Origin of the sequence: Bradyrhizobium diazoefficiens USDA 110 (genome assembly GCF_000011365.1) — a bacterium.
Taxonomy (GTDB): Bacteria; Pseudomonadota; Alphaproteobacteria; order Rhizobiales; family Xanthobacteraceae; genus Bradyrhizobium; species Bradyrhizobium diazoefficiens.
The window spans coordinates 5376040-5389229 of the sequence record NC_004463.1; the positions used below are offsets into that span (position 1 = coordinate 5376040).

Annotated in this window: 10 protein-coding genes; all 10 read right to left on the bottom strand. The window is 66.1% G+C overall.

The window, feature by feature from the left end; translation table 11 throughout:
* Window positions 1-124: 124 nt before the first annotated feature.
* Window positions 125-2659 (bottom strand): outer membrane protein assembly factor BamA, encoded by a 2535-nt coding sequence (bamA, locus tag BJA_RS24390; protein ID WP_011087621.1) that lies wholly within the window; start codon window positions 2657-2659, stop codon window positions 125-127.
* A gap of 176 nt (window positions 2660-2835) precedes the next feature.
* Complete coding sequence (gene rseP / locus BJA_RS24395) at window positions 2836-3987, bottom strand: RIP metalloprotease RseP (RefSeq protein WP_011087622.1); 1152 nt, start codon at window positions 3985-3987, stop codon at window positions 2836-2838.
* A 44-nt stretch (window positions 3988-4031) separates the two neighbouring features.
* Window positions 4032-5255, bottom strand: coding sequence for a 1-deoxy-D-xylulose-5-phosphate reductoisomerase (dxr, locus tag BJA_RS24400; protein ID WP_011087623.1), 1224 nt, complete (start codon window positions 5253-5255; stop codon window positions 4032-4034).
* Between the two features lie 4 nt (window positions 5256-5259).
* A complete protein-coding gene (locus BJA_RS24405) occupies window positions 5260-6102 on the bottom strand; it encodes a phosphatidate cytidylyltransferase (RefSeq protein ID WP_011087624.1) in 843 nt (280 codons plus the stop codon).
* On the bottom strand, window positions 6099-6857 hold the full coding sequence (locus tag BJA_RS24410) for an isoprenyl transferase (protein ID WP_011087625.1): 759 nt from the start codon (window positions 6855-6857) through the stop codon (window positions 6099-6101). The genes BJA_RS24405 and BJA_RS24410 overlap by 4 nt, the downstream gene beginning before the upstream one ends.
* A gap of 10 nt (window positions 6858-6867) precedes the next feature.
* Window positions 6868-7431: a ribosome recycling factor gene (frr, locus tag BJA_RS24415; protein ID WP_028171750.1), complete on the bottom strand. Its 564-nt coding sequence runs from the start codon at window positions 7429-7431 to the stop codon at window positions 6868-6870.
* Window positions 7432-7499: 68 nt separating this feature from the next.
* On the bottom strand, window positions 7500-8216 hold the full coding sequence (gene pyrH / locus BJA_RS24420; RefSeq protein WP_027545778.1) for a UMP kinase: 717 nt from the start codon (window positions 8214-8216) through the stop codon (window positions 7500-7502).
* Window positions 8217-8277: 61 nt separating this feature from the next.
* Entirely contained in the window at window positions 8278-9201 is a 924-nt protein-coding gene (tsf, locus tag BJA_RS24425) for a translation elongation factor Ts (protein WP_011087628.1), read from the bottom strand.
* Window positions 9202-9334: 133 nt separating this feature from the next.
* Complete coding sequence (locus tag BJA_RS24430; RefSeq protein WP_011087629.1) at window positions 9335-10330, bottom strand: 30S ribosomal protein S2; 996 nt, start codon at window positions 10328-10330, stop codon at window positions 9335-9337.
* 232 nt (window positions 10331-10562) lie between these two features.
* Window positions 10563-13070, bottom strand: a complete 2508-nt coding sequence (locus BJA_RS24435) for a caspase family protein (RefSeq protein WP_063921626.1) — start codon at window positions 13068-13070, stop codon at window positions 10563-10565.
* Between the last annotated feature and the right edge of the window lie 120 nt (window positions 13071-13190).

Consider the following 13190-nt stretch of genomic DNA (forward strand, 5'->3'; position numbering starts at 1 on the left):
GACATGAAGCGGCCAAACCGCATCATGCCTTTTCTCCCGGATTGAGCACGATCTTATTGGAGACCGGCCCCAAGGAAAACCCAAGGGAAACCCAAGGGGGCCGGATCATGCCCTGCTGATCGAATTAGAACGAGGTGCCGCCGCCGAACCGGAACTCCTGCGTGCGGTCATACTTGCCCTTGCTGAGCGGCACGGCATAGTCGAAGCGCAGCGGTCCGAACGGCGACTGCCAGATCAGGCCGACACCGACCGACGAGCGGATCACCTTGCTGTCGTCGTACACGAGGCCGGTACAGGTGCCCGCCGTCGCCGGATTGATGGTGGACGGGATGCAGTTTGAGTTCCTTGTGGTGGTCGTCTCACCGGTCGCCGACCAAGTCGTCGGTCCCTGATAGTCGTACAGACCGCCGGCGTCAGCATAGACCGCGCCCTTCAGACCGACTTCCTTCGGCAGGAACCAGAACGGCATCTGCAATTCCATCGAAGCGCCCCAGTACTTGGTGCCGCCGAGCGCATCCTGCGTGCCAAAGGGGTTCAGGTCGCGCGGGCCGATGCCGTTCGGAGCAAAGCCGCGGACGAGGTTCGGGCCCATCTGGAAGTGGTCGAGCATCCGCAGATCGCTCCCCATCTTGGTCAGGATGCCGCTCTGAAGGCGCGCGACGGCGACGATGTCAGACACCAGCGGGGTGTAGTACTTCGCGTCGATAACGCTCTTCAGGTAGGTGACGTCGCCGCCGACGCCGGCGAAGTCCTGCCGGAAGTCGACGAGCAGACCGTCGGTGGGGTTCTTGTTGTTGTCCAGCGTGTTGTAGCTCAGAGAGTAGCCGAGCGCCGAGGTCAGGGTCTTGCCGTTGGCAAGCTCCTTGCGCACCGGCAGCGAGGCTTCGCCGTCGCTGTAGCAGCCGAGGCCGTTGGTCGAGCTCAAATCGATCGGCGGAACCTGCGACGCAGCGAAGGCCGGGCTCGGGTTGAACGCCGGGCCGGCGATGTTGTTACAGTTTGCCAGGTAGAACGGCAGCGTGATTTCCTGCCGATAGATCGAGTAGCGCAGCTGCAGCGCCAGATCTTCACGCAAGGAGAAGCCGAGGCGCGGCGAGAAGCCGAGCGTCTTGGTGCCGTAGGAGATGTAGCTGTTGGACTTCTGCTCACGCTGATAGAGGTCGAGGCCCAGCGCGACGCGGTAGTCGAGCAGATACGGCTCGACGAACGACAGCGAATAGCCGCGTGCGTACTGGCCATAGGTCACCGACGCCTTGGCGAACAGGCCGCGACCGAGCAGGTTGCGCTCGGAGACCGAGACTTCGGCAAGCGCGCCGTCGGTCGTGGAGTAACCGCCGGAGATCGAGAAGTCGCCGGTCGATTTTTCTTCCATGTCGACGATCAGGATGACGCGGTCGCTGGACGAGCCGGGCTCCGTCGTGATCTTCACGCTCTTGAAATAGTCGAGGTTCTTCAGGCGCCGCTCGGCACGATCGACCAGTGCGCGGTTGTAGGCATCGCCCTCGGAGATGTCGAACTCGCGGCGGATGACGTAGTCGCGCGTGCGGGTGTTGCCGCGCAGGTTGATGCGCTCGATATAGGTGCGCGGGCCCTCGTCGATGTTGAACACGACGGAGACGGTGTGCGCCTCGAAGTTGCGGTCGCCGCCGGGACGGACCACGGCGAAGGCATAGCCACGGCGCGAGGCCTCGATCTGCATCTCCTCGACCGACTTCTCGACCGATTCGACGTTGTAGAGCGAGCCGACATTGACGCGCGAATAGGCGCGCATCGAGTTCGGATCGAAGTTCGGGATGCTGGAACGGAAGTCGAGCGCGCCGACGCGGTATTGGGCGCCTTCCTCGATCTTGAAGGTGACGTTGAAGCCCTTCTTCTCCGGATCGTATTCGGTGAGCGCGGCCACGACCTGGACGTCGGCGAAGCCGTTCTTGAGGTAGAAGCGGCGGATCAGGTCGCGGTCGGCCTCGACGCGGTCGGGATCGTAGATGTCGCCGCTGGCAAGGAAGCTCAGCAGGTTCGATTCGCGCGTCTTGATGACGTCCCGCAGGCGGTAGGACGAGAACGCGACATTGCCGACGAACTCGATCGACTTGACGCCGGTCTTGGCGCCCTCCTCGATCGTGAAGATGAGATCGACGCGGTTGTTCGGCTGCTCGATGACCTCGGGCGTGACGCGGACGTCGTAGCGGCCGGAGCGGCGATAGATTTCGGCGATTCGCAGCGTGTCGGACTGCACCATGGCGCGGGAGAAGGTGCCGCGCGCCTTGGACTGGACTTCAGTGCCGAGTTGCTCGTCCTTGATCTTCTTGTTGCCCTCGAAGGCGATGCGACCGATCACCGGGTTTTCCACCACGGAGACGACGATCTGGCCACCGGCGCCGCGGTTGATCTTCACGTCCTGGAACAGGCCGGTCTCGATCAGCGCCTTGAGGCCGTCGTCGATGGCGCCCTGATCCAGGCGACCGCCCGGACCCGGCTTGAAATAGGAGCGGATCGTCTCCACCTCGACCCGGCGATTTCCTTCGACGGAAATCGACTGGACGGTCTGCGCAAGCGCAGACGAAGACACAAGAGCAGCCCCAATCGGGGCAACCACCGGCGCGCCGAACATGATCAGGGTGGCAAGCAAGCCCCCCCGGAGTCGCAGTCCAAACTTCATTGCGCAACGCGCCCTTATCATTCCGTGCCAGACCCAACCCCAACGCCGGTCCGGAGATTCCCCAAGTTCAGGCCGCTTGTAGCCAATTTCACCGACGCCGCAAACGGCCGAGCGCGCCGCAATTTCAATTTCATTCCAAGACGTTGCCTAACAGCAACGCCACAAAAAAGCCCCTATCAGGAAGCTGCCATCCGCAGGATGTCGTTGTAGGTCGCAAACACCATCAACATCAGCACCAAACCCAGCCCGATTCGGAACCCCATTTCCTGAGTCCGCTCGGACAGGGGCCGGCCGCGAACCACCTCCGCCGCATAGAACATAAGGTGACCGCCATCCAGCAGCGGGATCGGGAACAGGTTCAGCAGGCCGATCGACACCGACAGCACCGCGCAGAGGTTGATCACGAACTGGAACCCGGCGCTGGCCGCCTGCCCCGACATCTTCGCGATTCCGAGGACGCCGCTGACCTCGTTGGGGTTGCCGTTTCCGACAAACAGCGAGCCCAGGAACTTGAAGGTACTGGTGATGATGAACCAGACCTGCTCGACCCCGATCTTGAGCGCCTCACCGACCCCGACCGGTGCGGTCGAGGCCTCACCAGCCTGAGACTTGTGCTCGACGCCCAGCACGCCGAGGCGGTGGCTGTTGCCGAACGGATCCTTGCGCTCGAGCAGCGCCGGCGTCGCGGTCAGCGACACGATGGCGCCGTCGCGCTTCACCTGGAAGGCAAGCGCCGAACCGGCATTCATCGCCACGATCCGCTGCATGTCGGCAAAGCTCTCGATCGGCTTGCCGTCGATCTGGACGACGATGTCCCCGATCTTGAAGCCGGCCGCAGCCGCCGCGCCATCGGCGACGACGCCGTCGACGCGCGCGATCGTGCTCGGCTTGCCGTAATACAGGGCCATGCCGGCGAAGATCAGCGCGCCCAGAATGAAATTGGCGATCGGTCCGGCCGCGACGATGGCGGCGCGCGGGCCGACCTTCTTATGGTGGAAGCTGCCGGCGCGCTCCTCGGCCGTCATGGCCGCGAGCGTCTCGGCCGACGGCGTCGAAGCCTCGCTCTCGTCGCCGAAGAACTTGACGTAACCGCCGAGCGGGATCGCCGAGATCTTCCAGCGGGTGCCATGGCGGTCGTTGAAACCGACCAGCTCAGGCCCGAAGCCGAGCGAGAAGGTTAACACCCGAACGCCCGCCCAGCGCGCGACCAGAAAATGGCCGAGTTCATGGAAGAACACGACGATGGTCAGGACGAACAGGAAGGGAACTGCGTAGCCGAGGAGCCCATGGCTCAACGTATTGAAACTATGGACAAAAAAGTCGATCATCGAATTCCCTCATCCAGCGCCGCAAGGCCCTGGCCCCGAACCATCTAGGATGCCTTTAAGGCAATTTGAGGCAATAGGGCGGCAGCTCTATTTCGAGCAACATGGTCAACAGAGATTGCATCGTCGGCGGACGTCAGAGGCGTCTGGTTCCCGCCGCGGATCCAGTCCTCCAACGTCGCCTCCACCAGCCGGGCAATCGCGCCGAACCGGATCTTGCCGGCGATGAAGGCGGCGACCGCGACCTCGTTGGCGGCATTGTACACCGTGGTCGCCCCCTTCCCGGTCCGGAGCGAATCGTAAGCCAGCCGTAGTCCGGGGAACCGCTCGAAATCGGGCGCCTCGAAGGTCAGCTGGCCGATCTTGGCCAGATCGAGCTTGGCCGCCGGTCCCTTGATGCGGTCGGGCCAGCCGAGGCAGTGGGCGATCGGGGTGCGCATGTCGGGAGAGCCGAGCTGGGCCACGACCGAACGGTCGGAGAACTCGACCATGCCGTGGATGATCGACTGCGGATGAACAAGAACGTCGATCTCGTCGGGCGAGAGCGCGAACAGATAGGAGGCCTCGATCACCTCGAGCCCCTTGTTCATCATCGAGGCGGAATCGATCGTGATCTTCTGGCCCATGCTCCAGTTCGGATGCTTCAGCGCCTGGGCAAGCGTCGCCTGCTCGATGTCGGCAGGTTTCCAGGTCCGGAACGGACCGCCGGATGCCGTGATGATGACACGGACCAGCTCGTCGCGATTACCGGAGCCGAGCGCCTGGAACAGCGCATTATGCTCGGAATCGGCTGGCAGGATGCAGGCGCCGGCCTTCGCCGCGCGCTGCATGAAGAAATCGCCGGCGCAGACGAGGCATTCCTTGTTGGCAAGCGCGACATGCGCGCCGCGATCGACCGCGGCGAGCGCCGGCTTCAGTCCGGCGGCGCCGCTCACGGCAGCCATCACCCAATCGGCCGGACGCGCGCCGGCCTCGATCACCGCGCTTTCGCCGGCGCCGCATTCGGTGCTCGTGCCCGCAAGTGCAGCCTTGAGCTCGGCGAACTTGGAGGTGTCGGCGATCGCCACGAAGCGCGCCGAAAACTCCTTCGCGAGCTTCGCCAGCGCTTCGACATTGCCGTTCGCCGTCAGCGCCTCGACACGGTAGCGTTCGGGAGAGGCGCGCAGCAGATCCATCGTGCTGTCGCCGATCGAGCCGGTGGCACCGAGAACCGTGACGCTGCGGACGGCAGACGCCGCAGCCTTATTGTTACGCAATGGGACCGCGCTCATATCCTCACCAAACCACAAGACCGCTTCCGGCGCTATGCACACCATGGCGGAGAAAGCCGATAATCCATGCCGCCAGGATGGCGGCGACAAAACCGTCCAGACGGTCCAGTAGACCGCCATGGCCGGGAATTAAGTGACTGGAATCCTTGACACCGAAGCGCCGCTTCACCGCGGATTCGAAGAGATCGCCGAGCTGCGAGACCACCGACAGGACGGCGCTGACGAGCAGCAGTGGAACCGCCTTCCCGAGCCCGCAAGCCGCAAAGCCGGCAGCGACCGCAAGGCTGGCGGCAAAGCCGCCGAGCGCGCCGGCCCAGGTCTTCTTCGGGCTCACGCGCGGCCACAGCTTCGGTCCGCCAATGCCGCGGCCGGCGAAATAGCCGCCAATGTCGGTCACCCACACCACGAGCAGCACGAACATCAGCGCGGCAAAGCCGTTCACGAGATCCTGCCGTACCAGGATCGAGGCCAGCAGCGCCGCCGATGCATAGGCGAATCCGGCGGCCGCCCAGACGAACTTGCCTCGCGCGATCAGCGTCACGATGGCCCCGCCAACGAGGCCGGTGACGATTGCGGTCTTGAGCGCGCCGAAGGCGACGCAGAAGCCCATGATGGCGAGGACGATCGTTCCGCACGCGGTCAGCGCAACGGACCCCGCGCCCACCACCATCAGCCATTCCGCGAACAGCCCGATCGACACCAGCGTGACGAGGAGCGCCCACAGCCAGCCGCCGGCATAAGCGAGCGCAATGGCAAGCGGCGCCAGCACCAGCGCTGCGAGGACCCGCATCACGAGATTGCTTGGGGCAGGCTTCGAGCCAGCCGGTACGGTCTCGGGTTCGCTCACGAGGCGGTTTTCGCGACCAGGCCGCCGAAACGGCGCTCGCGCCTGGCGAATTCGGCGATCGCGCCTTCCAGCGCCGCCTTGTCGAAATCCGGCCAGTGGATCGGCACGAACACGAGCTCGCTATAGGCCGCCTGCCACATCAGGAAGTTGGACAGGCGCTGCTCGCCGCTGGTGCGGATGATGAGATCGGGATCGGGAATGTCGGGCGCATCGAGATGCGCCCCAAGCGTCTCGGCGTCGATCGTGGCAGGATCGCGCCTGCCCTCCGCGACCTCGCGCGCGAGCTTCTGTGCCGCCTTCGCGATCTCCTGCCGCGAGCCGTAGTTGAAGGCGACGACGAGCGTGAGACGCGAATTGTCGCGCGTCAGTTCCTCGGCCTCGTTGAGCAGCGCGCAGATGTCGCTCTCGAGCCCGTCGCGCTCGCCGATGATGCGGACCTTGACGCCGTCGCGATGCAGGCTCGCGAGATCGTTGCGGATGAACCGCCTGAGCAGGCCGAACAGATCGCCGATCTCGCTCGCCGGACGCGACCAGTTCTCCGACGAGAACGAGAAGATGGTGAGATAGCGGATGCCGAGCTCGTGCGAGGCGCGCACCACGCGGCGCAAGGCCTCCACGCCGCGGCGATGACCTTCGGCCCGCGGCAAACCGCGCGCGGCGGCCCAACGCCCGTTGCCATCCATGATGATGGCGACATGCGCAGGCGCGTCGGACCGATCGGGTCCTTCCGTTGCGGGCGCGGCGGCGTTGGACATGACGGCAGCCTCAGACGGTGAGGATTTCTTTTTCCTTGGCGGCCAGCAGCTGGTCGATCTCGGCGATCGTGCCGTCGGTCACCTTCTGGACCTCGTCGGCATGACGCTTCTGATCGTCCTCCGACATCTCGTGATTCTTCTCGAGCTTCTTCAGAACGTCGAGGCCGTCGCGGCGGACGTGACGCGCGGCGACCTTGGCGGCCTCCGCGTATTTGTGCGCGACCTTGACGAGCTCCTTGCGCCGCTCCTCGTTGAGCTCGGGGATGCGCAGGCGCAGCACCTGGCCCTCGGTCGCAGGCGACAGGCCGAGATTGGAATCGACGATCGCCTTCTCCACCGCCTTGACCATCGACTTGTCCCAGACCTGCACCGAGATCAGGCGCGGCTCGGGCACGCTGACGGTGGCGAGCTGGTTCAGCGGCATGTGGCTGCCATAGGCCTCGACCTGCACCGGATCGAGCATCGAGGCGGAGGCGCGGCCGGTGCGCAAGCCGCCAAGCTCGTGCTTGAGGGACTGGACGGCGCCTTGCATACGGCGCTTTACTTCGTTGAGGTCGAAATTTCCCGTGGGCATCACGTTTCTCCTTCAAAATCCCGGCGACCTCACCGCGCCCCTCCCTTCAGGGCGCGCCAGATGAGCCGTCAGCCGGCGACGATGGTACCGTGGCCGATGCCACGCAGAATCGCACCGATCGACCCCGGCTCCGCGATCGAGAACACGATGATAGGCAGCGACGTCTCGCGGGCAAGCGCGAAGGCGGTCGCGTCCATCACCTTGTAGCCGCCCTCGATCGCCTGCGAATGCGTCAGCCGGTCGAACCGCGTGGCGGTCGGATCCTTCTTCGGGTCGGCCGAGTAGACCCCGTCGACATTGGTCGCCTTCAGGACCGCCTGTGCGCCGATCTCGGCGGCGCGCAGCACCGCGGTCGTATCGGTGGTGAAGAACGGATTGCCGGTTCCGCCGCCGAGCAGCACGATCCGGCCCTCGGCGAGGTATTTGTGCGCCGCAGTCCGGGTGAACAGCTCGGAAATCTCGGGCATGACGAAGGCCGACAGCGTGCGCGCCGGCGTGCCCTTGCGCTCGATCGCCGCTTCCAGCGCGAGACAGTTCATCATGGTGGCGAGCATGCCCATGGTGTCGCCGGTCGGGCGCGAGACGCCGCGCGAGGACACCTCGACGCCGCGCACGATATTGCCGCCGCCGATCACGACCGCAACCTCGGTGCCGAGATGGCGGGCGGCGATCAGATCGTCCGCAACCCGATCGACGGTCGGCTGATCGATGCCAAAACCCTGCTGTCCCGCGAGATATTCGCCGGACAGCTTGATCACGACGCGACGATAGACCGGATCAGTCATGAGCACTTTTCCTTGTCCGGCCGCCGCTTCCGGCGGCACGCCGGAAGGAACGTTCCGGCGCTTACTTCTTGCCGCTGGCCGCAGCGACCTCGGCTGCGAAGTCGCTTTCCTGCTTCTCGATTCCCTCACCGAGAGCATAGCGCACAAAGCCCGCAATCTTCACAGCGCCGCCGACCTTGCCTTCGGCTTCCTTCACCGCCTGCGCCACCGACTTGCCGGTGTCGTGGATGAAGGCCTGCTCGAGCAGACAGACTTCCTTGTAGTAGGTCTTGAGGCCGGACTCGACGATCTTCTCGATCACGTTCTCCGGCTTGCCCTGCTGGCGATATTTGTCGGCGAGCACGTCCTTCTCGCGCTTGACGACCGCCGGATCGAGGCCGGACGGATCGAGCGCCAGCGGGTTGGCGGCGGCGACATGCATCGCGATCTGGCGGCCGAGCGCGGCAAGCTCGTCGGCCTTGCCCGGCGATTCCAGCGCCACGATCACGCCCATCTTGCCGGCACCGTCGATGACCGCACCGTGGACGTAGTGCGACACCACGCCCTGGCTCACTTCGAGCGAAGCTGCGCGGCGCAGCGTCATGTTCTCGCCGATGGTTGCGATCGCGTCATTGATCGCGGTTTCGATCGTGACGTCGCCGACCTTGGCGGCCTTGATCTTCTCGACATCGGCGCCGACGTCGAACGCAACCTGGGCGATCATCTTGACCAGGCCCTGGAACTGGCCGTTGCGCGCAACGAAGTCGGTCTCGGAGTTGACCTCGACCACGACGCCCTTGGTGCCCTTGGTGAGCGCGCCGATGAGGCCCTCGGCCGCGACGCGGCCCGACTTCTTGGCGGCCTTCGAAAGGCCCTTCTTGCGCAGCCAATCCTGCGCCGCTTCCATGTTGCCGTCGTTTTCGGTCAGTGCGGCCTTGCAGTCCATCATGCCCGCGCCGGTCGACTCGCGCAGGTCCTTGACCATCGCAGCTGTGATCGTTGCCATCGTTGAATATCCTTTGTGCCTGCCGGTTTGCCGCGGCGTGGCATCAAATTGCCCCGCCGCGGTCCATCTCAGGAATTCGCGTCAACTGAAATGGTGGCCGGAGTCTATCCGGCCAACCCATCACTCTTTTTGACTATTCCGCTTCCGCGGTCAGCGCCTTGGCCTTGGCCACCCAGGCATCCGCACGGCTCGGCAGACCGACTTCTTCGCCGATCGTGTGCGCGGTGTCGTGATCGAGCTCGGCGAGCTGCCAGAAGTGGAAGATGCCGAGGTCGTTGAACTTCTTCTCGATCGCGCCCGACACGCCCGGGAGCTTCTTGAGGTCGTCGGCGGTGCCGCGGGGACCAGCAAGGCCCTGGAAGCCGCTTGAGGAGGCCGCCGGCAGCTCTTCGGCGAGCGGACGGGCCGAAGCACCGATGTCGATGCCCGAATCGCCCTGGGCGCGCGAGATGCCGTCGATCGCCGCACGCGCGATCAGGTCGCAATAGAGCGAGATCGCGCGGCCGGCGTCGTCATTGCCCGGCACCACATAGGTGATGCCCTTCGGGTCCGAATTGGTGTCGACGATCGCGGCGACCGGGATGTTGAGGCGCTGGGCCTCCTGGATCGCGATGTCTTCCTTGTTGGTGTCGATCACGAAGATCAGGTCGGGCAGACCGCCCATGTCCTTGATGCCGCCGAGCGAGCGGTCGAGCTTGTCGCGCTCGCGCTGAAGCGTCAGGCGCTCCTTCTTCGTGTACGAATTGGCTTCGCCGCCCGCGAGCACGTCGTCGAGGTGACGCAGGCGCTTGATCGAAGCCGAGATCGTCTTCCAGTTGGTCAGCGTGCCGCCGAGCCAGCGCGAGTTGACGAAATACTGCGCGCAGCGCTTGGCCGCGTCCGCAACGCCGTCCTGTGCCTGGCGCTTGGTGCCGACGAACAGGATGCGGCCGCCCTTCGCAACCGTGTCGCTGACGGCCTGGAGGGCGTGGTGCAGCATCGGCACGGTCTGGGCGAGGTCGACGATGTGGATGTTGTTACGGGTGCCGAAAATGAACGGAGCCATTTTCGGATTCCAGCGGTGAGACTGGTGACCAAAGTGCACGCCAGCTTCCAAAAGCTGACGCATGGTGAAGTCGGGTAGCGCCATTGTTATAATTCTCCGGTTGGTTCCTCCGGAAGCGTGTGAGCAAAACGGAGCGTTGCGCCCCGGCTGCCACCGGACGGCCTTGTGAGCCATGCTTCCGTGTGAGATGGCGCGCTATATAGCGCGATTTCGGCCAGAAGCAAGGAAATAAGGGCCATTCGCGGGCGGTTTCGCCCGCGAATGGCCCCCCTTCCGTAAAGACCGCGCCAGGCTCTGGCGCTGGACTAGCGCTTGCCTAGCACTTGGGCTGGTTCGGCGGGCACTTCTTGGCCGCCGGCGGCGGGGCCGCTGGGCGGGGCGGAGGTGCAGCCGGACGCGGCGGAGGTGCAACGGCCACCCGAGGCGGCGGCGGGGGCGCCGGCCGGGCTACTGGCGGGGGCGGCGCGGGCCGAGCCATTGGCGGGGGCGCCGGACGCGCCACTGCCACCGGCGGAGCGGGGCGTGGCGGCGGAGGTGCAGCCATCCGTGGCGGCGGCGCCGACACGCGCGGCGGAGGTGGCGGCGTGGGCCGCGCCACGGCCTGGGGCCGCGGGGGCGGTGCTGCTGGCTTGGCCGCCTGCGGCGGGGCCGGCGGGTGAGCCTGCGGCCTGATCGGCTCGTGCACTGCTGACGGAGGCGGCACGACCGGTTTTCCCGCGGCAGCAGGCGGCGGGCCGGCCGGCTCACGGGTTGCGGACTTGGCACGGTCGGCAGGCCCGGCCCCGGGCGGGGTCTGCGCGACTGGGGGCTTGGGCGGTTGGCCGGGCACAACGGCCGGATTTGTCGTGGTGGGCGCACCGGTGGTCGGAGCGGCGGCCGTTGGCGCACCAAGATGGGGCGGCGGCGTTGTGCCGGGCGCAGCCGTGGTCGGCGCCCCCGGATGCGTCGGCAGGGTCGTGCCGGGTGCAGTTGCCGTCGACGGCAAGGGCTTTCCGCCCGGCAGAGTCCCTGCTGCCCCTGCCGGCGGCGCCGGCGGCCCACCATGGGAGCCCGGAACCGGCAGCGTGTTGGCGGCAGGCAACCTGGTCTGCGGCGCGACGTTCGGTGCTGTACCTGGGAGGCCACCAGGTAGCGCACTTGGTCGCGCATTTGGCGCGACATTGGCCGGCGTCCCGGGAGGTATCCCGGGCCTCGCCGTCGGCTGGACCGTCGCGCTCAGCGGCATCGGCGCCTTGCCCTGCTGGATCAGAGCCGCGCGCTGCGTAGCGGCTTGCGGCAACATCGGTGCTACCGGGTTGGCGCGGCCGGCAATCGCCGGCGTCAGATTGCCAGGCCCGGTCCCTCCTCCTCCCCCACCCGCCGGCGGCGGGGCGGGAGGCCGGTTGATCACGGTGTTGATGACCGTGGTGTTATGGATGTTGTTGAAGATGATGTTGTTCGGCGGCGGCGCGACATAGACCGGCGGCCTGACGAACACCGGGATCGGCACGAACATCGGCTGCGGCAACACGAACAGGCCGACCACAGGCAGCGGCGGCTCGAGCACGACGAAATCCGACGGCGGCGGCGGCAGATAGTAGACCGGCGGCGGTGGTGGCGGCGCGAAGCCAAAATCGGGATCGCTGAAGTACAGCACGGGACGGTCGACATAGACCACCTCCTCCGGCGGCGGCGGCGGCACGTCATAGTCGATCATCGCGAAGCTCGGCGGCGGCTCGGCCGGCGCGGTGAGGATCGCGAGGCGACGGCGCGCATCGCCTGCATGCGGCCCGCGCGGATAGCGGCGCAGATACGACCAATAGGCTTCCGGCGTGTCGGTGCGATAAGTCCGCCGCCAGGTGATCGCCTCGCGGCGCGCCGCAACGATCGCCATCACGCGCTTGGACATCGGATCGGTCGGATAGGCCGCGAGAAATTCCTCATAGGCCGGCAGCGTGTCGCGCTCCAGCGCGGCGGCGTAGGCGTCTTGCACACCGAGATCGCGGATCGGCTTGTTGCGGATCGCGGCGACCTGGGCGGCCGAGGCCTCCGGCGGCGGCGCGTCGGGCCCGCGATCGAAGAATGAGAATGGCGCCGATATCTTCTGCTCGTTCCAGGGTACCTGCGCGCCCTTGGAGGCCTCGTTGACACGCAGGCGGACGCGATCGAACACGTCAGGCAGCGGCAGGCCGCCGGTGCGGATCATCTCCGCCAGCGACTGCGCATAGATGCCGTAGGGCCCCGGCTCCTCCGGCGCCACCGTGCCGGGCGCGGCATTGAAGGCGATCAGCATGTTCTGATCGGGCTCGACCAGCGCCAGCCCGCTCGCGATCGGCTGGCCGCCCTCGATGAAGGGCTGCGCCCGCGCCGCGTCGAGCACCACGATGTTGGCCTTGAGCGGAATCGCCGCAAGCTGGCGCGCATAGTCGCTGATGCGCAGGGCCTCGGTCGGGATGTCGGTGTCGCGGGTGATGTTGGAATCGACCGGGATGAAATAGTTCTCGCCGGCAAGCTGCACGCCGTAGCCGGCGAGATAGACCATCGCGACGGTGCCGGGGCCGGAGGCCTGCGCCTTCTGGATGAAATCGCGAAAGCTCTTGCGCAGCGTGTCGCCGTCGAGATCGCGCGCGCCGACGACGTCGAAGCCCGCCGCCTGCAGCGTCTGCGCGATCAGGCCGGCATCGTTCGCGGTCGTCGCCAGCGGCGACTTGGCATAGGCGCCGTTGCCGACCACGAGCGCGATTCGCTTTTCCTGCTGCTGCGCGCGCGCCGGCTCCAGCGCCCCCGCGGCAAGGAACAAGATCGGCAAGAGGAAACAGAGGAAGGCCTTGTGGGTCCCACGCATGGCTTGCTTGCCCGCTTTGTTGTTGAGCTGCCAACACGCATCAGACGCGCGGCTGGCTGAATGGCACTTGAACGAAAGGCCCGGATTGAGGCGGCGGCATGACGCAGGCCGCCGCCGAAA

Coding starts and splice junctions, on each gene's coding strand:
- frr (WP_028171750.1), bottom strand. CDS start 7,431: ATGCCCACGGGAAATTTCGACCTCAACGAAGTAAAGCGCCGTATGCAA.
- BJA_RS24430 (WP_011087629.1), bottom strand. CDS start 10,330: ATGGCGCTACCCGACTTCACCATGCGTCAGCTTTTGGAAGCTGGCGTG.
- tsf (WP_011087628.1), bottom strand. CDS start 9,201: ATGGCAACGATCACAGCTGCGATGGTCAAGGACCTGCGCGAGTCGACC.
- BJA_RS24435 (WP_063921626.1), bottom strand. CDS start 13,070: ATGCGTGGGACCCACAAGGCCTTCCTCTGTTTCCTCTTGCCGATCTTG.
- BJA_RS24410 (WP_011087625.1), bottom strand. CDS start 6,857: ATGTCCAACGCCGCCGCGCCCGCAACGGAAGGACCCGATCGGTCCGAC.
- pyrH (WP_027545778.1), bottom strand. CDS start 8,216: ATGACTGATCCGGTCTATCGTCGCGTCGTGATCAAGCTGTCCGGCGAA.
- rseP (WP_011087622.1), bottom strand. CDS start 3,987: ATGATCGACTTTTTTGTCCATAGTTTCAATACGTTGAGCCATGGGCTC.
- dxr (WP_011087623.1), bottom strand. CDS start 5,255: ATGAGCGCGGTCCCATTGCGTAACAATAAGGCTGCGGCGTCTGCCGTC.
- bamA (WP_011087621.1), bottom strand. CDS start 2,659: ATGAAGTTTGGACTGCGACTCCGGGGGGGCTTGCTTGCCACCCTGATC.